The organism is Paenibacillus sanguinis 2301083 = DSM 16941 (assembly GCF_000374825.1).
GTDB lineage: Bacteria > Bacillota > Bacilli > Paenibacillales > Paenibacillaceae > Fontibacillus > Fontibacillus sanguinis.
The window spans coordinates 15486-34969 of sequence record NZ_KB895376.1 but is presented as its reverse complement, the minus strand read 5'-3'; the positions used below and the strand labels follow the sequence as shown (position 1 = coordinate 34969).

Here is a 19484-nt window from a genome sequence, read left to right as displayed (position 1 = left end):
ATGATGAAATGAAACGGAAGAAAACGGAAGAAGTGGGGTAGATCATGATGAAATCGTGGAAGGCTGTAAGGCGGCTATTACCCTTGTTTGCCATGCTATCGCTCATCCTGTCCGCATGCGGCCGTGAAGACCTGTCTGTGCTAAGGCCGCAAGGGCCTGTGGCGGAAGGCCAATTCGGGCTGATTATGCTGTCGATTACCATCATGATAGCCGTGATGCTCGTGGTGTTCGGCATCGCTGCCTATGTGTGGATCAAATTCCGCCGCAAGCCTGGGGAGACGGAGATTCCCAAGCAGGTTGAGGGCAGTCATAAGCTGGAGATCCTCTGGACGGCGATTCCGCTGGTACTGGTTCTGATTCTGGCGGTAGCTACGGTACAGAAGGTTTTTGCCTTTGGAGAGGATTATTCCAAGGATGCCAATGCGGTTAAGGTTAAGGTGACCTCGCATTTGTATTGGTGGGAATTTGCTTACCCGGAATACGGGATTACAACAGCTCAGGATTTGATTATTCCAACGGGGAAGAAGATTGCCCTTGAGCTGAAGACAGCCGATGTGCTGCACTCGTTCTGGGTTCCTTCGCTGGGTGGCAAGACGGATACCAACACGGATGGAACGATCAATAAAGCTTGGCTGGAAGCAGACCATGAAGGGGTATTCCTGGGCAAATGCGCCGAATTGTGCGGGACTTCCCATGCCTTCATGGAGTTCAAGGTCAAGGCTGTAAGTCAGGAGTCGTTCGACCGTTGGATTGAGTCGATGAAGGCTCCGGTCCAGACGATTGAAGATCCGGCGCTGGCAGAAGTGTTCAAGGCGCAATGCTTGAGCTGCCACGCAGTTGGCGATCAGGGAGGGCCGCTTGGACCTAACCTTACGGGGATTGGCAATCGAGAGACGGTGGCGAGTATTCTACATAACGCCGAGGCTTCAGGCAATCCAATTAACGGAAAGCCGGTCAAGGACAATCTGGTAGAGTGGCTGACCGACCCGCAGAAGGTGAAGCCGGGCAACAAGATGCCAAGCCCCAAAGAGGACCTGGGGCTGACTGATGGCGAGATTGAGGCGATTGCCGAGTATCTGGCGAACAGCACCTTATCCTACTAGAGGTTGTTCAAAAAATCGTCTTCCCAGAACGAAGCTGTTCGAGAAGTGTATTCGACATCGAATCTTGAATTCAGCCGGGCCTTCCGTTGCTCACGTAGATCTGTCTACGCTCCGCTACTCAGTCCCTAGCTTCATCCAACCTTCTCGGTCCTGTAAACCCGACTTTTTGAACTTGTACTCTACTAGAGGTTGTTCAAAAAATCGTCTTCCCAGAACGAACCGGATGGATAGGAATTTAAAGGAGGTACAAACCTTGGCTCACGCCCACACTGTCAAGCGGCACAAGGGGTTGATGGATTGGTTGACGACAGTCGACCATAAGAAAATCGCCGTTTTGTATTTGCTGGCTGGCGGCTTCTTCTTTGGCATCGGCGGTATTGAGGCCTTACTAATTCGTATTCAGCTTGCCAAGCCAATGAATGATTTTGTAACCGCGCAGCAATTTAACGAACTCATTACGATGCATGGGACTACGATGATTTTCCTGGGTGTCATGCCCATTATTTTTGCATTGATGAATGCTGTTATTCCGCTCCAGATCGGCGCGCGTGATGTGGCGTTTCCATTCCTTAACTCGCTGGGGTTCTGGACCTTCCTCTTCGGCGGACTGCTGCTGAACCTGAGCTGGATTATGGGTGGAGCGCCGGATGCAGGCTGGACCGCCTACACTCCGCTATCAAGCACAGAATACAGCACGACGCATGGGGTTGATTTCTATACGATTGGTCTGCAAATCGCTGGCCTGGGTACGCTGATCGGCGGGATTAACTTCCTGGCGACAATCATTACAATGCGAGCTCCGGGCATGTCCTTCATGCGTATGCCGATGTTCACCTGGACCACCTTTGTGACGTCCGCGATGATCCTGTTCGCTTTCCCGGCGATTACCGTAGGTCTCGTGTTATTGACATTCGACCGGATTCTGGACGCCAATTTTTTTGACGTCGCGAATGGCGGGAATCCGATTCTCTGGCAGCATATTTTCTGGATATTCGGTCATCCCGAGGTTTATATTCTGATTTTGCCGGCCTTTGGTATGATTTCCGAGGTAGTCAGCACCTTTTCCCGCAAGCGGTTGTTCGGGTATAGCTCCATGGTGTTCGCTACCATCCTGATTGCATTCCTTGGCTTCATGGTCTGGGCGCATCATATGTTCACCACGGGGATGGGACCGGTTGCCAATGCCTTGTTCTCCATTGCCACCATGTTGATCGCCGTACCGACCGGGATTAAGATTTTTAACTGGCTTTTTACGATGTGGGGAGGACAAATTCGCTTTACCACAGCTAACCTGTTTGCTTCCGGGTTTATCCCGACCTTTGTGATGGGCGGAGTGACAGGCGTGATGTTGGCCTCAGCGCCTGCCGACTACCAATACCATGATACTTATTTTGTAGTGGCGCATTTTCACTACGTTATTGTCGGGGGCTTGGTATTGGGCTTGTTTGCTGGCCTGCATTACTGGTGGCCAAAGATGTTCGGTCGTGTGCTGGACGAGAGATTAGGCAAATGGGAATTTTGGACCTTTATCATCGGCTTCCATATGACCTTCTTCATTCAGCATTTCCTTGGTTTGATCGGGATGCAGCGACGCGTATTTACGTATTTGCCGAATCAGGGCTTTGACCTGATGAACCTGATCAGCACCATTGGTGCATTCCTGATGGGCGTTGGCGTGATTATATTCCTGGTCAATGCGGCAATTACGGCCAAGCGGCCGCAGGATGCGGCTGCGGATGCCTGGGAGGATGGACGTACACTGGAATGGGCTATACCGTCGCCGCCGGAAGAGTACAACTTCAAGCAAATTCCGCTGGTGCGTGGTATCGATGCTTTCTGGAAAGAGAAGGTGGCTGGCAATCGCGAGATGATGCCGGCTGAGCCTGTAGGGCCAATTCACATGCCATCACCAACCATTTTGCCGTTCATCATGTCCGTAGGCTTGTTTATAGCGGGGTTGGGCTTTATGTTCACAAATGATGATTTTGGCCATGGCCTGATTAATTTTCTCTTCAACAAATACATTGTTGTCGGCATCGGTCTGGGGATTACGTTCATTTCGATGTTGCTTCGTTCCTTGAATGATGACCCGGGCTGGCATATTGAGCCAGAGGAACTGAACGGGAAGGAGGTCAAAGCATGACGACGCCACAAACGCTAAACGCAGCGGAGACACTTCCGTTGGAACCGGAGAAGGCCACGCTGGAAGGGCGCAATAAAATATTGGCCTTCTGGTTGTTTCTTGGCGGTGAGGCGGTATTGTTCGGAACCTTGTTTGCCACCTTCCTGACCTTGCGCAATCAAGTTGCAGACGGTCCCTCCGCCAAGGAGCTGTTTCACTTGCCCCTGACTGCGGCCATGACCTTTATTCTCTTAGTCAGCAGCTTAATGAGCGTATTTGCCATTCAGGCGATGCACCGGGGAGACAAGAGGAAGCTGGCCGTTTGGCTTGGTGCGACAGTTGTGCTGGGCCTGGGCTTTCTGGGCATGGAGATTTATGAATTCGCTGAATACGTAATACACAAAGGATACGGCATGACAACGAGCGCCTTTAGCTCGGCGTTCTATACGCTCGTTGGTTTTCACGGGGCGCATGTATTGTTCGGAATCGTTTGGATTGCGCTGCTGATCGGGCAATTGTTAAAGAAGGGGCTCACCGTGGTTACCGCGCCGAAGATTTATGTGGCAGCGATGTACTGGCACTTTATTGACGTGGTATGGGTGTTCATCTTTACGGTTGTTTATCTGCTCGGAAGGGTGGTCTAGCCTATGGTCAATCAGGAATCGGAAGGACGTGCACCGATAGTGAAGCAGCGCCGGCGACATGAAGGACCTGAGAAGCATGTCATTGCTTTTATTTTCTCGATCGTCCTGACGCTGATCGCATTTGCGGCTGTAGCCGCCGGCGGAGTGAATGTGGCCTTCACCGTGATCTTGCTGCTGGTGATGGCAGTATTGCAAGTTTTGGTCCAACTTGGTTACTGGATGCACATGAAGGATAAGGGGCATATGATCCCGATTATCTTTATGGCCGGTGGTTTCTTCGTTGCCTTCCTGGCCATTATTGCCGCCTTGTATTGGATGTGGTGGTAGATGTAGTAATATAATTTCAGCGGAAAATGATTTCTGCAAAAACGGTACCATTCCTTAATAGTCGGGTTCTTGTTGAACCCCTTTTTAGAGGGATGCTGTCACCGTTTTTGTCTGTTATTAGGGACTTGTTCACAATTTGGACAGAACTAACATCGGCAGGAAAGGAGGGATGAACGTGCTTGGCTTGGAATATTTTAAATTTGCCGATGTATGGAGTCCGGTATTTCTGGCTGTCATTTTGCTATTGCTCGGGGGATATATTGTACTGATTGGCCCGGGCTCAGAAAGATGGGGATCGGGAGAGGCGACACCGACCTTCCGGAAAGTGTTGTTTGTTCTGGGACTTTTCTTGCTTTACATGGCCCAGGGTGGTCCAGTAGAGCTGCTTGGTCATATCATGTTCAGCTTTCATATGATCAGCATGGCTTTGTCTTATCTGGTTGCTCCTCCGTTGCTAATGTTTGGACTGCCACCCTGGGTATGGAGACGAGTGGTCGGCTTTCTCCGGGATACCCCGCTAAGGAAGCTGCGGTTTATGATTCACCCTGTGGTTGCTGCGGTGGTGTTCAACGGGCTATTCTCGTTCTACCATCTTCCGATAGTGCATGACTATGTAATGTTGCATTTCGGGGTGCATCGCCTGTACTATATCGTCTTGTTCATAGCAGCGCTGCTGATGTGGTGGACACTGGCTTCCCCATTGCCTGAGAAGGCGGGAGTGCAGGGACTCAAGAAGCTGGGCTTTATCTTTCTGAATATGGTCCTCTTGACGCCAGCCTGCGGTTTGATTATCTTTGCTAAGGAGCCCTTGTACGCTACCTACAGTGATCCTGCAATCTGGTCGCGGGCGATGGGATATTGTGTGTCCGGCGACCCTTCCAAGCTGCTTAGCGAGTTTGGAGGACCGGAGTTCTTTGGCTATTTGCCGCCCGATGTTGACCAGCAGGTGGGAGGCATCCTGATGAAGTTCATTCAGGAGATCATCTTCGCTTCGATGCTGGCCTACGTCTTCGTTCAGTGGTATAAGCAGGAGAACCATGAGTCTGCGGAAGAAGAAATACCGCCTCGTTCTTTCATTTGAGGCTTAAGTCTATAATTAGTTGGACTAAAGAATAGGCTGAATAAGCAAGCGAGAAAAATGATTCTGAAGAAGCGGAGCGTTCGCCTTTGTGAGTGGATTTCAACCGCATAAGAATCTATTAGATAAGAGAAATCCATGAGCAACAGCGATCGTAAGAACATTTTCTCGTCTGCTTCTTTGCGTAAATCACTTGTCTAACTGATCTAAATATAAGAAAATCACCGTTTAGGAGGAAGAAACTTGGATATATTTTTATTGTTCCCGACCATCAGCACTGCTTTTATTGTAATTAGTGCCGTGCTGGTAGCCATCGGATGGTGGCTGATTATCAAGGGGAAGCGGGAAGCGCACAAGAAGACGATGATTGGCGCGGCTGTTGCTGCGTTGCTATTCTTCATCATTTACATGTCACGAACAGTATTTATCGGCAATACTTCATGGGGCGGACCGGATAGCTTGAAGGGCTATTATCAGACCTTCCTGATCTTCCACATTATTCTCGCGACGGTCGCGGCTGTTTTTGGTATTACGACACTGGTGCTTGGCTTTAAAGCCAAATACGCAAAGCACCGCAAATGGGGCAGGGTTACCTCGGTAATCTGGTTCTTGACAGCAATCACGGGTGTAGCCGTATATGTGCTGCTGTATTTGCTCTATCCGGGTGGCCACACAAAGCCGGTCTGGGAAGTTATTCTTGGTATGTAATGATTTGATTTAATGAAAAATGGCGATATGAAGGGTATACCTTTGTATCGTTTTTTTTATACTTCTCTGGAGGAATGTCCCGGGCTTGAAATCATTCTGAAGCAAAGTGTATAACATAAGAGCAGAGAAGGAGAGGAACAGAACTTCATGAATCAGAGAGAGCAATTGGAATTGTGGCTGCCAGCTTATCCGCCTGTTGGACTTGTTGGAGAAGCGGTAGCTTGTTTATTAGATTAATTAATAAGGGACAGGGAGGGAGAGGGAGCATGACACATCCGTTAGTGCTGAATCAGGTCATGAAGCAATTTGGGGATAAGACGGCGGTAAGTCCAATTTCACTACAGGTTGAAGAGGGAGAAATTTACGGTCTTCTGGGGGCCAATGGCGCGGGCAAAACGACAACCATGCGCATGGTGCTCGGCTTGATCTATCCGGACGGAGGGCAAATCACTTATCATGGCAAGCCTTACAGCAAGGAGCTTCAATCTCTCATGGGATATCTACCCGAGGAACGGGGGTTATATCCTAAGGTGAAGGTGAGTGATCAGATTATATATCTGGCCCGTCTGCGCGGGATGAATGCAGCGGAAGCCGCTATAAATCTGAAATACTGGCTGGATCGCTTTGACGTTCCGGAATATTACAATCAGAAAATTGAAGAGTTGTCCAAGGGGAATCAGCAGAAAATGGGCTTTATTGCTGCCATCGTGCACAAGCCGAAGCTGGTCATTATGGATGAAGCGTTCAGCGGGCTGGACCCGGTCAACGTGGAATTATTGAAGGAGACGGTTAAGGAGCTGCGGGATCAGGGAACGAGCATTCTGTTCTCCACCCACCGCATGGAGCATGTGGAGGAATTGTGCCAAAACATTACAATTCTGCATCGCTCACAAACGGTGCTGCAAGGCAACCTGAAGGAGATCAAGAAGCGTTACCCGCGTGAAGAGGTTTTATTGCATACGGCTGGAGAGGTCACGGGATTACAAGAAATTAGCGGTGTGCGGCAGGTGGAACGAAGTGAACGGGGATACGTCATTCGGATAACCCAGGCTTTAGCCGCCCAGGAGATTTTGCGCAAAGCGATGGATGTTAGTGTAGTTGAGCACTTTGAAATTAAAGAGCCAACCCTGAATCAAATCTTTATCAAAGAGGTGGGTGAGTCGAATGCATAAAATGGGTACAGTGATTGCCTTTACATTCATGAACAAAGTGAAGACGAAGTCCTTTGTGATTACTACGCTGGTGTTGGCTTTGCTGGTATCGGTTGGTCTGCACGTACCCTATTTTATCGACCGCTTTACCCATGCTGGAGAGACAGCGCCGCAGCAGATAGGCCTCGTTTATAACGAACAAGCGGAGCTGGCGAAGTCATTGCAAGTCTATCTAGAGAAGCAGTCTGCGCAGGACTACAAGCTGCTCCCTTACGAGGCAGCCGATGAGACGATGCTTCATCAAGCAGTTCAATCCGGGGAAATCGATGGCTACCTTATGTTTGCTCAAGGTACTGAGGACAGCTTCCCGGCGATCACCTACACTTCAAAATCCGGCACGATTAGCCCAGGTCTCCAGGCGACACTGCAAGCCGCCCTGCAAAATGTCAAGACCGAGTACTTGACCAGGGGGATGCTCAGCGAGAAGCAGCTCGCTGCCTTGAATGCTCCCGTACAGCTTGGTGTAGCTCAAGTCTCTACAAGCGCGGCGCAAGCAGAGGGGGAGAAGGCCGGGGAATTCAATTACGTACTCGTTTACGTGCTGATTATTCTGTTCTTCATGACGATCACGATGACAGGGAATATGATTTCGGCTGAGGTGACTGCGGAGAAGAGCTCGCGAATTATGGAAATCCTCATTACCAGTGTGTCTCCACTAGCCCAGATGTTCGGGAAAATCATCGGGATGTTCTATATTGGACTGCTGCAAATCGGTATCTTCGCCGGGGTCATTGCACTGAACATCGCGCTGCCTTACAATCGGTTGGTCTTGGCAGACTTTAACCTGGATGTATCCGACATTCAAATCGAGGTACTCATCCTGGGATTCATTTTCTATATACTTGGCTACTTCTTATATGCGACGTTGTTTGCGGCTATTGGCTCGCTGGTCAGCCGTACAGAGGAATTGGGACAGGCGATTATGCCCATCACCATGCTGACTCTGGCGGCCTTCTACATCGGTATCTTTAGCCTCAGTATGCCCAATTCCCTATTGATGAAGGTGAGCTCTTATATTCCGTTCGTCTCACCGGTGTCCATGATTGTGAGGGTGGGCCTCGGCACACCGCCGATCTGGGAAATTGTCTTGTCGTTAGTCATATTGGTTATTGCCATTCTCGCCTTCGGGTGGTTATCCGCGAAGATTTATCGCACAGGCGTTCTGCTCTATGGAAAGCGTCCAACCTTCAAGGAGCTGCGCAAAGCGATGAAGGCTTACAAAATGTAGAGACTACAAATTGCTATAAATCCCCCAATTCTATCGGTGATCAGGCTGTGGGACAGCCTGATTCCGATGAGTGGAGTGCTATACACCGCTTCCTGAGTCTTTAATGTAGCTCCGGGTCAGCTATTGTAAACCTGCTCAAGCAGAACCTTGTTCATCTTTTCATATTGCAGGTCGGTCAAAAGCTCCGGGTAACTCATGATCTTCAAATGCAATAGCGGATTGCCTGGCCGTAGGGGAGGCTGGATATGATCATAACTATTGAGGTGAAAACCAAGCCGCTCGTAGAATTGAACCCGCTTCCGCTGCAGCTCCGTCTCCAGAGGTTCGACCTCCAGAATGATCGGCAGTTCGGATTGCTCCATGTAACGCCTCATTAATTGATTCCCGATGCCCTTGCCGCGAATCGTCGGGGAGACGGCCAAATTCTCAATATATCTAAAAAAATCAAATTCCCAGCTGCAGAGTAAAGCGATGACCTCGTTATTTGTATTGGTTTCGGTTAATATCTGATAATTCTGATTCGCTAGCAGTTTTTTCTGATCTGAATAGGTCCGGAATTCTGTAACAGGAAAGGACTTCTCCATGATGCTGTATACCTGATCAAAGTTCTTCAGTTGAATCAACTTCCTCACTCCTTAACATCGGTGTTTTGAATTGTTGACCTGTATAAGCCACTCTAAACTCTGGTACAATACTAGAGTCAAGTGAGGATCATGAGTTGAATTTGTTGAGGAGCAGGGTCAATGAGAGACTATTATAAAATAAGTGAAATCTCGAAGCTATATGGCATTGGTGTAGATTCTTTGCGTTACTATGAAGAGTTGGGTATATTAGAACCGCGTCGAAATGCCAGCAATTATCGTATCTATGGTTTGAATGATATCTATAAGCTGAATATTATTCGCGATCTGCGCATGCTCGACTTTTCTATGCAGCAAATCAAGGATTATCTCGATGATCAGTGTCTGGATAAGTCTTTGACGCTTTTGCATGAGGAGCAGCGGCTGATCCAGGCGCAAATCAGGAAGCTGCAACAAAGGAAGCAGCGAATTCAGGAAAGAATCCAGGTGTTATCTGCTGCAGCAAAGGTCAGTACGGGGATGTTCAAAGTTGAGAAGCTGCCTGTCCGCCCTTGCTTGCGTTTCAATGTAAAGATTACAAGAGATGAAGAAATGGATTTCGCCGTAAAAAAACTGCATGCCAAGCACGAGTACAAGATCCCTGATTTTGGGAACCAGCTCTATGGGGCCTCTGTTTGTGTTGATGAGCTTGCTTCAGGCAGGCCCGTGGTGTTTGATTCGGTGTTTTTTATCCTGTCCCCTGAGGAGCAGGATTATGACTTCGTACTTCCTGAAGGAGATTATTTATCTGTGTATTACCGCGGGGGGTATCAACAGAGCGCGGACAGACTGCTGGAAGCTCTCAGGCATATTGAGGAAAATAGTCTGCAAGTGCTGGGAAATCCCTTTGAAATCTATGAGGTGGATAATAGAGATACGCTGCTGGAGGAAGAATTTCTGACGCAAATTCAAATCCGGGTCAGCAAAAAGGATAAATAACTCAACTTTCGCAGCCTAAATTTCCAAAAAAACCTTGATATAGCTGGGTATAACGGAGATCCATTCGTGTAGCTACCTTGCAGAGTAATCCGTCGCATCGCAGAGCAAGACCGCGTTCTTAATGAAGACGTTCTTAATGAAGATTAGTACAATTGCATGATCAATATATTGTGTTACTTTAAGCGGGGAGGGGATGCAGAGTGAAGAACGATGAACGGTTCAGGGCTTGCTTGTTGGGCGGGGCTATCGGGGATGCTCTGGGTTATCCTGTAGAATTTATGAGCCTGGAGCAAATTAAGGCGCAATATGGCCCGGAGGGAATTACAAATTTAACCTTGGACAAATATACCAGGAAAGCACTGGTGTCCGACGATACGCAGATGATGTTGTTTACGGCGGACGGGATCGTGCGGGGGTATGAACGGTGCAGTGAACGGGGAATTGGTTCCTTTGTCGGCAGCGGGGTATATCCGGCCTATTTAAGATGGCTGTATACACAGACAGGGCACCTGGATCATGAGCAATGGCTGCGTCCTGAGAGGGGATTGGGTAATGCGGCAAGACGCTGGATTTTGGATGTGGAAGAACTGTTCGCTCGCCGGGCGCCGGGGCTCACCTGCCTTTCGGCTCTGGAAAGCGGCAAGGTAGGGACGATGGAAGAACCGCTTAACGACAGCAAGGGCTGTGGCGGAGTGATGCGGGTGGCTCCGGTAGGGTTATTTTTGTATAATGATCCGGAATATGCGTTTCGTACAGGATGTGAAGTAGCGGCATTGACGCATGGGCATCCTACCGGCTATTTGGCGGCGGGAGCCTTGGCCTTGATGATTGCCGAATTGTCGAACGGTAACACCATGGAGGGAAGTGCAAGCTCTGCCATGCAGGAGCTGACCAAATGGCCGCATAGCGAAGAAACGTTGACGGCTATGGAGCAGGCGATGGAGCTGGCGGATAGCAGCTTGGCTGCTGAAGAAGCCATCACCCGTCTGGGCGAAGGCTGGATTGCCGAGGAAGCCTTAGCTATTGCTCTATATTCCGCTTTACGGGAAGAGGGATTTACGCAGGCCTTAGTCGTGTCTGTCAACCATAACGGAGATAGCGATTCAACCGGGGCCATCTGCGGCAATTTGCTGGGAGCGCGGGACGGGATGGCAGTCATCCCGGAAGCATGGCTCAATCAATTAGAAATGAAGGACTTTATCGAAGAAATAGCGGACACGCTGCTGCGTACTTTTGGACGGAAAGAAAGAAGACACTAGAAGCGTGGTGAACAAGTAGCAGGAGGTGGGAACAGGGTGAGTGAGACCACGATACTGGTTGTGGAGGATGAGCGCAAGATTGCCCGACTTCTGCAAATTGAATTGGAGAGTGAAGGCTATGGAGTCAGCCTGGCCCCCGATGGCGTGGAGGGCTGGGCCGCGTACAAGGCGGGCGGCATCGCGCTGGTGCTGCTGGACGTCATGCTGCCCGGCATTAGCGGTATTGACTTATTACAGCGCATCAGAGCGGTCGATACCGATACGCCGATTATCATGCTGACGGCCAAAGGCTCGGTTGCAGACAAAGTGACCGGACTTGATCTGGGAGCCAATGATTATGTCACCAAGCCCTTCGACATGGAAGAGCTGCTGGCCCGCATCCGCGTCCTGCTTCGCAAAACCCCGGCAACTAACGGCGCTCAGGCGGAGGGGCAGCCTGATCCTGATGAGTGGCTTTGCGCCGCCGATTTGCGTCTTAATGAGGCGGCCCGGCAGGTGGAGCGGGGAGGCCGCGAGATTGTGCTAACCCAGCGGGAGTTCGATCTGCTGGCGATGCTTCTGCGTCACAAGCGGCTGGTTCTGAGCAGGGAGCAATTGCTTAACCAGGTGTGGGGATTTGAATATACCGGAAACACCAATGTGGTGGATGTATATATTCGCTATGTCCGCAAAAAGGTGGATGAAGGCTTTTCCCCGGAATTGATTCATACCGTCAGGGGCGTGGGCTACGTGCTCCGGGATGCAACATGAAGCTGGGGAGTAAGATCCATTTATATTCATCGGTGTTGTTTGCCATCCTCCTGCTGACGGCCAATGTGACGGTATACACGCTATTTCACAGGCTGATGATGGACCGGGAGCTGAGCCAGCTATTGGCCGAAACCGAGCAGGCCGCCGAGGCGCTGCGCATGGCGGAAGGTCAGGTGGCGCTCAATGGGCTGCTGCGGGCTTATGTGCCGCTGAACGGAACGCTTCGGTGGGTGGAGGCGTCCGGAGAAGGCAGCGCTTTGGTCGCTTCCGCCAATCAACTGGAGCTGGGACGCCAGGAGCAGGCCTTCTATATTGAGCGCAGGCTGGAGCAAGTGGCAGTCAACGGGGAGCGGTACGGCTTCGTTTCGCTTCCGGTGATTGGCCCGAGCGGGGCGGTGGCCAATGTCCAGATGATGTCCAGCCTGGCCGAGCTGACGGAGCTTTTACGTATTCTGCGCCTGGTGCTTATTAGTGTATCCGCGGCCGTGCTTGTGCCTGTGGTTATCTCCAGCGGGATTCTGGGTCGGCTGGTGATGCGGCCGATTGCCAGCATGACAAGCACGATGCGCAGCATTATTCGCAGCGGTGAGTTTGCCAGGTTGAAGCAGACGGGCAAATCCCGGGATGAGCTGGCGGAGATGGGCGATACGTTCAACGAGATGATCGGGCTGCTGGAGGAGAGCTTTGTCCGCCAGGAGCAGTTCGTGTCTAATGCTTCGCATGAATTGAAGACGCCGCTGACGATCATTGAGAGCTATGCCAGTCTGCTGAAGCGGCGGGGAGCCGAGCGACCCGACCTGCTGGAGGAGTCTGTGGAGGCGATCCATTCGGAGGCCGTGCGGATGAAGACCATGACGGAGCAGTTGCTGCTGCTGGCGACCTCCCGGCGGGAATGGCAGGCGGATATGCAGCCGGTTCATCTGGTTGAATTCACCAAGGGAATTGCCGCTATGTTCTCCCAGGTGCATCGCCGCGAAGTAGCGGTGTTAACCAGCCTGGATCCTGCACCTGCTGCTGCATTGGTTCCGGCAGATGACGCTGCCGCTGATGATACTGCCGCTGACAATGCGCCGATTACACAGGACCTTGTGGCCTCGGCAGACCCGGATATGCTGAAGCAGGTGCTGTTTATCCTGCTGGATAACGCACGCAAGTATAGCCAAGGGAATATTGAGCTATGGGTCGGAAGCCGGCAAAGCCGTCCATTCCTTGCGGTCAAGGATCAGGGGGAGGGGATTCCGCCGGAGGATCTTCCCCATGTGTTTGAACGGTTCTACCGGGTAGATAAAGCGCGAAGCAGGGAGCAAGAGGGCCCCGGAGGCACGGGGCTTGGTCTGTCGCTGGGCAAGGAGCTATGTGAAGCGATGGGCGCGCGGCTTGAATTGGAAAGTACACTTGGAGCGGGCACGAAGGCGATGATCTGGCTGGCGAACGCTGGAGAGGATGAGCAGCAGGGTTTATGATTACCCTGTGACAGACAGGAGGAGAGGGCATGCATATATTCACGGGGAAGCGAAGCCGACTGGCGGCTCTCGCTCTGGCCGGCGGGCTGCTGTTCATCGCCGTGGTGGCAGGGATGGTGTATAGCACAGATCGCGATCCCGGGCTCACGCTTGCCGAAGCCGAGCAAAGGGTGCTGAATAGCTACAGAGGAAGCATCGTGGATAGTCGTTCGCAAGGCGATCATTTCGTGGTGTTTCTGAAAACGGAGCGCGGCTTGTATGAACTGATGGTACGAAGAGCCAGCGGGGATATTGCGGAAATTCGGCGGCTGGAGGAATATGCCCAGCAGCCGCCGACTGGCGGCAATGATTTGGAGGGCAATGTTCCTGGCAAGGATGATCTGTCAGGCCCTCCCTCCGTTCCTTCCGATCCGTCTGCTCCCGGCGGGCAACCTGGCAAGGAACCCCCTGGAACGGCGCTGCCCACGCAGCCGAACCCTAAGCCCCCTGGCGGGAAAGGTGGAGGGGAAGGCTCAGGGGGGGAAGGGACACCCGCGCTGGATCAAAACGGGGTGATTTCGGAGAAGGAGGCCGCAGGACTGGCATTGAAGTCGGTGCCGGGACGGGTCAAGGATATCGACAGAGAAGAGGACGAGGGACTGCGTTATTATCTGATCGAGATTGAGACTGCGGATGGCCGTGAGGCTGAGGTGCAGTTGAATGCTGCTTCCGGAAAGGTCATTTCTGTCACCTGGGATGATGATCATGATGAGGATAACGACGACGACCATGACGATGATTCCGAATAAAAAATGTGAATAAGTTATTTGGCTCAAACTAAAAATTAGCGGTTGATCGTTAGCAAGACTTATGAGACGCATTGCACGTATCCCAAGAATTCGCTGAATGCCCGCTGGTTCCCAGGTTCTATTCGGGGATTCCTCTTCTTATTAATAGGGAAAAACTCAGCTTGTTGAGAAAGTTGGTTTTCCGTACATCTCGCATAGAAGAGCCCTTAGCCTATAAGGGTTCTTCTCCATAGAAATGGTACGTTACGCCCTTTCTCAACAGTCTGAAAAACTCCTGTTAAATGGCTCAAATCCGCCAGAAATCGGGGATTTATATGGATTTCCTCCTGCTAATCATTATGAAATGGTCGATTTTTTGGGAAAAGCCCGAAATTAACATGATGATTTCCTGTTATATGTCATATTTGGTGAAATACAGGCGAATTAGCATGAGGATTTCCCGTTAGAGGTATATTCGTTTTTGATTTGCTCCCGAATGGATCATGTCAACCTCTGATTTTTGTTTGATTCTTTTTTTATCATCAAATTCTAATCTTCTTGTAATGGTTCTCTTAGATTAGCCGGGTAAAGTAGGAAGCGTACCGAGGATATCCGGTTCAGGAAGAGAATGAACAAGAAGAAATGAAGGAGATGGATACGCATGAGAAACAAGAAATCATGGATGCTTGGAGTTGGACTGGTGGTTGCGTTGGCAGGCACGAGCGCAGTAGTGGGCGCGGAGGCGGCGACCGCCTACATCGGCAAGGCGAAGGCGAAGCAGATTGCACTTGCGGAAGCGCCGGGCAAGGTGACGGACATTGACCTGGAGCGCAAGCGCAGTGTGGTCTATTATGATGTGGAAATCGATCGGAAGGATAGCCGGCGTGAAGTGGACGTGCATGTTGAGGCTGTGACCGGTAAGGTGCTGAAGGTTCAAGAAGATGATGATGACGATGATCGTCGTCCAACGGCTGCTCCGGCGGTTGGAAATGGCAAAGGCGCAGCTTCCAAGCCAGCCGCACCAGCAGCTAACAAGGCAAACAAAGCAATTACGAAGCAGCAGGCAGCCAAATTGGCACAGCAGGCAGTGAAGGGCGAAGTCCTTCGCGTAGAGACCGATTGGGATGATGGACATAAGGAATATCAGGTGACGCTGAAAACGGCGTATGGTTATGCCGAGGTTGAACTATCCGCGGCTACCGGCAAGGTGCTGGATATTGATCATGACGATGATGATGACTACGATGATGACGACTACGACGATCATGATGATGACCGTTACGATGACGATCGCTATGACGACGACGATGATGACGACGATCGAGATTAAGGATACACCTCCAATCACACCTGACGTGGTTGGAGGTTTCTTTTATAGGGTTCAGTTACTCCTCGGGCTTAACCCGATCGGGCAATTGCTGTACATAGCTATCTGACAGCCGGAGCAATTCAAGAGCGCGATTGAATTCATCTTCGGTCGTCAGTGATTGGTGAGCCGCAGTTGTTTCTAGCGGATGCTCTGTTCCATCGCTGTACCCAATCCCCGGTATGAACAAGGCCTGATTATTCAGGAAAGAACCGGAAGGCAGATAATAACGCTGCGGGAGCAGGTTAAACTCGGTTTGATTGAACAGGTCTTCTCCAAAGTGTAAATGCTGGTCCAGATGAATACCCAGCAAGTTAGCGACTGTCGGCAAAATATCCACCTGACCGCCTACATTGTCCTTAACCGATGGGGCCACTCCGGGAACGCTTATAATAAGCGGGATGTGGATCATATCCTTATACGTATACTCGCGTCCGTAAATGTCCTGCATCAGTGCCAGGCCTTGCTTATCCAGCGAGTACATCGGCAGGCCAAGATGATCGCCATAGATGACAATAACACTGTTGTCCCAAATGCCCTTCTGCTGCAAATCTTCTACAAATTTCCCCAGCGCATAATCTGCATAGCTTTGAGCCCGCAGGTAGTCGCCAACCATATTGTCCTGATACTGCTCTGACAGCACAATGCGGTCCTTCTCTGGCGGTATCGTGTACGGATGATGCGCGGTCATGGAAATAACATGAGAGTAGAACGGCTGGCCGCTCTGCTGCATGTTGTTTAATACATCAGCCGTTTTCTTGTACAGCACCTCATCTGATGGCCCGAAAAAAACAGTATCTTCGGTTCCGAAAAATGGCTGATCATAATACTTGTCGAAGCCAATCGCATCGTAGAGCTCGGCACGGTTCCAAAAATCAGCCACATTGGTATGGAAGGTCGCGGTACTATAGCCTTGCTCACTCAGCAATTTCGGCAGGCTCGGCAAGTCCTTGTTTGGATAGTTCTGCGTAGCGGCTTCATTGTACGGAATATAGAATGATGTGTTAACCACAAACTCCGCGTCAGATGTATTTCCTTGCCCGACCATTTGATAGAAATGCTTGAAGTAGATATTCTCCTTCGCCAGACGATTCAAATTAGGAGTAATTTCCTGACCATCCACTTTTAAATCAACTAGGAAGTTCTGAAACGACTCCAATTGAATAATAATCAGGTTTTTGCCCTTGGCAACGCCAAAATAATTCGGATCTTCGGGAATGGTGATTCCCTTCAATTGATTAACTTTTGCTTGAGTAATCTCCTTGGAATCAATTAAATCTTTCTTCTTGCTGCCCGAGAAGATCGTGTAGGTTTCATAGTTTAGAATCCCCATTTGCTCGGCCTTCTTGATCTCGTTCATGCTAGCTCGGTTCGGCCAGATGTTAAAGATGCAGACCAGTAACGAGATGCCAAAGATGACGGCAACAACGCCGGTGCTGCCTTTTTTCAAGTTGAACAACATTTTGAGCTTCTCCGCGCCCTTCTTGCGGAACAGCCAGAAGCTGATAATTACGATATCCAGAAAAATGAGCAGATAGTAAGGGGCCAGCAACGAAAATACGCTATTCTTCACAGCCGTAACCTGGTTGACCTGTTCCAGAGCATGGTAGGTTACCATTACCCCATAGTATTTATGATACATGATGGCCGCAAAGAATACGGCGGTAACAATCAGATTTACAGTCAGATAGAGCCCAATCTTCCGCTTGGAGGCGAACCATTCAATCAGGCAGAACAGAACCCAGACAAACGGAATTTCCTTGAGCAGTGGTCCCCAGGGAGGAGCCCCGTCAAAGATGGCAATCCAAACGAGATAAATTTTCAAAGTCATAATAGCGGAGAAAAAAACAAACGGCTTGATGTTTGCAAGCCGAATGCGGTTTAGTTGTAGCACGGCGTGTTCCTTCCTTTCCGCAAAATGGTTCTCTATTACGTGCAGGCAGCTTGAAGCACCTTGCGCGTTTACATTGGATTTACAATTTTAATGCTCCTAATATAATACATGAAATGAACACAAGAAGAAAATAATTCAATTCACTCAATTAGCAGGAAATTCCACGTTAAGCCAGGTTTATGTAAGATTTATGATCATTATTGGGAGGTTGTAGCCTTATTGGCCCGATTAAAGCAGGAAAATGAAGAGGGAGAAGCCTGTAGGGTCCATAAATCGAAGTATGCACGCATCAAGCAGCTTTCTAACATAGAAAAGGCAACGGCATAGAAGATAGGCCGCTGCCAGGCTAAACAGGTAACTTTGCTAGCTATTCGCTAATTGGATACGTGGAGTTGCCCAGTTAATATAGAAACAAACTGCTCCAGGAAGGCTTGATCTTCAGCGTCAAACCGTCCTTTAAGCGGGCTGTCAATATCCAGAACACCTAATAACTGATTTTCCTTAACCAGTGGTATGACAATTTCGCTGTTGGAGGCTGCGTCGCAGGCAATGTGTCCTGGGAAGGTATGAACATCTTCGATGCGCAGTGTTTCACGGCGCTCCGCGCTTGTTCCGCAAACTCCCTTGCCCAGAGGGATACGGATGCATGCGGGCAGGCCCTGGAAGGGACCGAGAACAAGCTCCTTGCCATCGTACAAATAGAAGCCAACCCAATTAATATCTGTTAAATAGAAGTTAAGTAATGCAGCAGCATTGGCGAGGTTGGCTATCATGCTGCTCTCACCGGCGATTAACGCCTCTAGCTGCGTCAAAGCTGCCTGTTGTTGCTCTACACGGGAGCCTGAATTGGCGGCGTCTGCCTGAAACATGTATATTTCCTCCTTGGATCGCCTTTGCTCAACAGCCAGGCGAGACTCATCTCACCTCATTATAATGAAGTTTGGGTCTGAGGGACAACTTCCACTGCGAAGTTAATATCTGTTTGCAAAGTACGACATCGTGTGCTAAATTTTATCAAATTTGCAAAATATGTTTTTTGGCATCATGCGGTAAAATGAGGTCAAGCTTTAAAGAAAGGTGATTCTTATGGTACCTGAATCCTCAAGGGGCGCACGCCTTAATAATAGAAAAGTAAGCAATGATTTGAAAGCGACCATCGAGCATTTGCGGCTAGAATTGATGAATGCAGCTACGCAAGACGACAATTTTAGCAGCGGGACAGTGCTGGAATTAAGCCAACGGCTGGATCGTTATATCGTGATGGCCCAAAGCCAAATGTTGGGCAAGCAGGCTTCTTCCTTTGACTCGTAGGCCTCAAGTGTGATTAGCTAGGATCATGCTGATTTGTTGAGACAAAGGAGGATTCAATCGTGTACAAATGCGGTGGAGATATTCCCGTGTTGGAAGGAGAACGAATTTTTTTGCGCCGTATGGGGCGCAGGGATGCCGAGGTCCTATTTCGTTATTGGGGTGATCCGGAGGTCACGAAGTATATGAACGTTCCGGCCTTTGCTTCTGTTCAAGAGGCTTGGGAAATGATCAGCTTGCTTAACAGCCTGGCCGAGAGCGAGGATGCGCTTCGTTTTGGCATTGAACTGAAGGAGGAGCGCAAGCTCATCGGCAGTTGCGGATTTAATGCCTGGGAGCTGTCCGGCGCCTATCGCGGTGAGATTGGCTATGATCTAGGGCGTGAATATTGGGGACACGGCTATATGTCGGAGGCGATTCGCATGCTGCTCGCCTATGGCTACGAGACGATGGGCTTGAACCGGATCGAGGCTTTGGTTGATCCCCGCAACAAGGGTTCGCGCAAGCTGCTGCAAGCCTTTGGCTTCAGGGAAGAAGGCCTGCTGCGCCAATATCAACAAGTGGGTAGCCGATTCATTGACCTGCTGATGTGCTCTTTGCTTAAGCAAGAATACTATTCGGCAGAAGTGAGATGAGGTTGGCTAGCTTGTTTTATGGAAACATCGGACCGCCTGCTTATGATGGCTGCGCTTTGCCA

At 50.1% G+C, this 19484-nt stretch carries 19 protein-coding genes; 16 read left to right on the top strand and 3 right to left on the bottom strand.

What is annotated here, in order from left to right; translation table 11 throughout:
- The first annotated feature begins 44 nt into the window (after positions 1-44).
- From coxB to C557_RS0100135, 8 genes are all read left to right on the top strand, one after another.
- A complete protein-coding gene (coxB, locus tag C557_RS0100175; RefSeq protein ID WP_026263216.1) occupies positions 45-1103 on the top strand; it encodes a cytochrome c oxidase subunit II in 1059 nt (352 codons plus the stop codon).
- Positions 1104-1395: 292 nt separating this feature from the next.
- Positions 1396-3246, top strand: a complete 1851-nt coding sequence (gene ctaD / locus C557_RS0100170; RefSeq protein ID WP_205621580.1) for a cytochrome c oxidase subunit I — start codon at positions 1396-1398, stop codon at positions 3244-3246.
- Positions 3243-3869, top strand: coding sequence for a cytochrome (ubi)quinol oxidase subunit III (locus tag C557_RS0100165; RefSeq protein WP_018749784.1), 627 nt, complete (start codon positions 3243-3245; stop codon positions 3867-3869). The genes ctaD and C557_RS0100165 overlap by 4 nt, the downstream gene beginning before the upstream one ends.
- Positions 3870-3872: 3 nt before the next feature.
- Complete coding sequence (locus C557_RS0100160) at positions 3873-4196, top strand: cytochrome C oxidase subunit IV family protein (protein WP_018749783.1); 324 nt, start codon at positions 3873-3875, stop codon at positions 4194-4196.
- Between the two features lie 175 nt (positions 4197-4371).
- Positions 4372-5277: a cytochrome c oxidase assembly factor CtaG gene (ctaG, locus tag C557_RS0100155; protein WP_018749782.1), complete on the top strand. Its 906-nt coding sequence runs from the start codon at positions 4372-4374 to the stop codon at positions 5275-5277.
- Positions 5278-5517: 240 nt separating this feature from the next.
- Complete coding sequence (locus tag C557_RS0100150; RefSeq protein WP_018749781.1) at positions 5518-5982, top strand: DUF420 domain-containing protein; 465 nt, start codon at positions 5518-5520, stop codon at positions 5980-5982.
- Positions 5983-6248: 266 nt separating this feature from the next.
- Positions 6249-7154: an ABC transporter ATP-binding protein gene (locus C557_RS0100140; RefSeq protein WP_018749779.1), complete on the top strand. Its 906-nt coding sequence runs from the start codon at positions 6249-6251 to the stop codon at positions 7152-7154.
- Positions 7147-8421: an ABC transporter permease gene (locus tag C557_RS0100135; RefSeq protein WP_018749778.1), complete on the top strand. Its 1275-nt coding sequence runs from the start codon at positions 7147-7149 to the stop codon at positions 8419-8421. The genes C557_RS0100140 and C557_RS0100135 overlap by 8 nt, the downstream gene beginning before the upstream one ends.
- 116 nt (positions 8422-8537) lie before the next feature.
- Here C557_RS0100135 and C557_RS0100130 read toward each other — a convergent pair whose 3' ends face one another.
- Positions 8538-9053, bottom strand: coding sequence for a GNAT family N-acetyltransferase (locus tag C557_RS0100130; protein WP_420805375.1), 516 nt, complete (start codon positions 9051-9053; stop codon positions 8538-8540).
- Positions 9054-9164: 111 nt separating this feature from the next.
- Between C557_RS0100130 and C557_RS0100125 the strand changes: the two genes are divergently transcribed.
- The 6 genes from C557_RS0100125 to C557_RS0100100 all read left to right on the top strand — a co-directional run bounded on the left by C557_RS0100125 (position 9165) and on the right by C557_RS0100100 (position 15549).
- Positions 9165-9980 carry a MerR family transcriptional regulator gene (locus tag C557_RS0100125; protein ID WP_018749776.1) on the top strand — a complete coding sequence of 272 codons (816 nt, stop codon included), beginning with the start codon at positions 9165-9167 and terminating at the stop codon, positions 9978-9980.
- Positions 9981-10180: 200 nt separating this feature from the next.
- Positions 10181-11239 (top strand): ADP-ribosylglycohydrolase family protein, encoded by a 1059-nt coding sequence (locus tag C557_RS0100120; protein ID WP_018749775.1) that lies wholly within the window; start codon positions 10181-10183, stop codon positions 11237-11239.
- 36 nt (positions 11240-11275) lie between these two features.
- Positions 11276-11989 carry a response regulator transcription factor gene (locus tag C557_RS0100115; protein WP_018749774.1) on the top strand — a complete coding sequence of 238 codons (714 nt, stop codon included), beginning with the start codon at positions 11276-11278 and terminating at the stop codon, positions 11987-11989.
- Positions 11986-13452, top strand: coding sequence for a sensor histidine kinase (locus C557_RS0100110; RefSeq protein WP_018749773.1), 1467 nt, complete (start codon positions 11986-11988; stop codon positions 13450-13452). The genes C557_RS0100115 and C557_RS0100110 overlap by 4 nt, the downstream gene beginning before the upstream one ends.
- 29 nt (positions 13453-13481) lie before the next feature.
- Entirely contained in the window at positions 13482-14240 is a 759-nt protein-coding gene (locus C557_RS23975; protein ID WP_018749772.1) for a PepSY domain-containing protein, read from the top strand.
- A gap of 640 nt (positions 14241-14880) precedes the next feature.
- Positions 14881-15549 carry a PepSY domain-containing protein gene (locus C557_RS0100100; RefSeq protein ID WP_018749771.1) on the top strand — a complete coding sequence of 223 codons (669 nt, stop codon included), beginning with the start codon at positions 14881-14883 and terminating at the stop codon, positions 15547-15549.
- Between the two features lie 55 nt (positions 15550-15604).
- Here the strand turns inward: C557_RS0100100 and C557_RS0100095 are convergent, their stop codons facing one another.
- Together C557_RS0100095 and C557_RS0100085 are read right to left on the bottom strand one after the other, a co-directional pair.
- Positions 15605-17479, bottom strand: a complete 1875-nt coding sequence (locus C557_RS0100095; RefSeq protein ID WP_018749770.1) for an LTA synthase family protein — start codon at positions 17477-17479, stop codon at positions 15605-15607.
- A 374-nt stretch (positions 17480-17853) separates the two neighbouring features.
- Positions 17854-18348 carry a GAF domain-containing protein gene (locus C557_RS0100085; RefSeq protein WP_018749768.1) on the bottom strand — a complete coding sequence of 165 codons (495 nt, stop codon included), beginning with the start codon at positions 18346-18348 and terminating at the stop codon, positions 17854-17856.
- A 217-nt stretch (positions 18349-18565) separates the two neighbouring features.
- On the opposite strand from C557_RS0100085, the gene C557_RS0100080 reads away from it, so the two are divergent.
- Both C557_RS0100080 and C557_RS0100075 read left to right on the top strand, forming a co-directional pair.
- Positions 18566-18790 carry an aspartyl-phosphate phosphatase Spo0E family protein gene (locus tag C557_RS0100080; RefSeq protein ID WP_018749767.1) on the top strand — a complete coding sequence of 75 codons (225 nt, stop codon included), beginning with the start codon at positions 18566-18568 and terminating at the stop codon, positions 18788-18790.
- A gap of 59 nt (positions 18791-18849) precedes the next feature.
- Positions 18850-19422 (top strand): GNAT family N-acetyltransferase, encoded by a 573-nt coding sequence (locus C557_RS0100075; RefSeq protein ID WP_018749766.1) that lies wholly within the window; start codon positions 18850-18852, stop codon positions 19420-19422.
- The last annotated feature ends 62 nt before the right edge of the window (positions 19423-19484 follow it).

Coding starts and splice junctions, on each gene's coding strand:
- C557_RS0100135 (WP_018749778.1), top strand. CDS start 7,147: ATGCATAAAATGGGTACAGTGATTGCCTTTACATTCATGAACAAAGTG.
- C557_RS0100160 (WP_018749783.1), top strand. CDS start 3,873: ATGGTCAATCAGGAATCGGAAGGACGTGCACCGATAGTGAAGCAGCGC.
- C557_RS0100085 (WP_018749768.1), bottom strand. CDS start 18,348: ATGTTTCAGGCAGACGCCGCCAATTCAGGCTCCCGTGTAGAGCAACAA.
- C557_RS0100165 (WP_018749784.1), top strand. CDS start 3,243: ATGACGACGCCACAAACGCTAAACGCAGCGGAGACACTTCCGTTGGAA.
- C557_RS0100110 (WP_018749773.1), top strand. CDS start 11,986: ATGAAGCTGGGGAGTAAGATCCATTTATATTCATCGGTGTTGTTTGCC.
- C557_RS0100080 (WP_018749767.1), top strand. CDS start 18,566: ATGGTACCTGAATCCTCAAGGGGCGCACGCCTTAATAATAGAAAAGTA.
- C557_RS23975 (WP_018749772.1), top strand. CDS start 13,482: ATGCATATATTCACGGGGAAGCGAAGCCGACTGGCGGCTCTCGCTCTG.
- ctaD (WP_205621580.1), top strand. CDS start 1,396: ATGGATTGGTTGACGACAGTCGACCATAAGAAAATCGCCGTTTTGTAT.
- C557_RS0100100 (WP_018749771.1), top strand. CDS start 14,881: ATGAGAAACAAGAAATCATGGATGCTTGGAGTTGGACTGGTGGTTGCG.
- coxB (WP_026263216.1), top strand. CDS start 45: ATGATGAAATCGTGGAAGGCTGTAAGGCGGCTATTACCCTTGTTTGCC.
- C557_RS0100125 (WP_018749776.1), top strand. CDS start 9,165: ATGAGAGACTATTATAAAATAAGTGAAATCTCGAAGCTATATGGCATT.
- C557_RS0100140 (WP_018749779.1), top strand. CDS start 6,249: ATGACACATCCGTTAGTGCTGAATCAGGTCATGAAGCAATTTGGGGAT.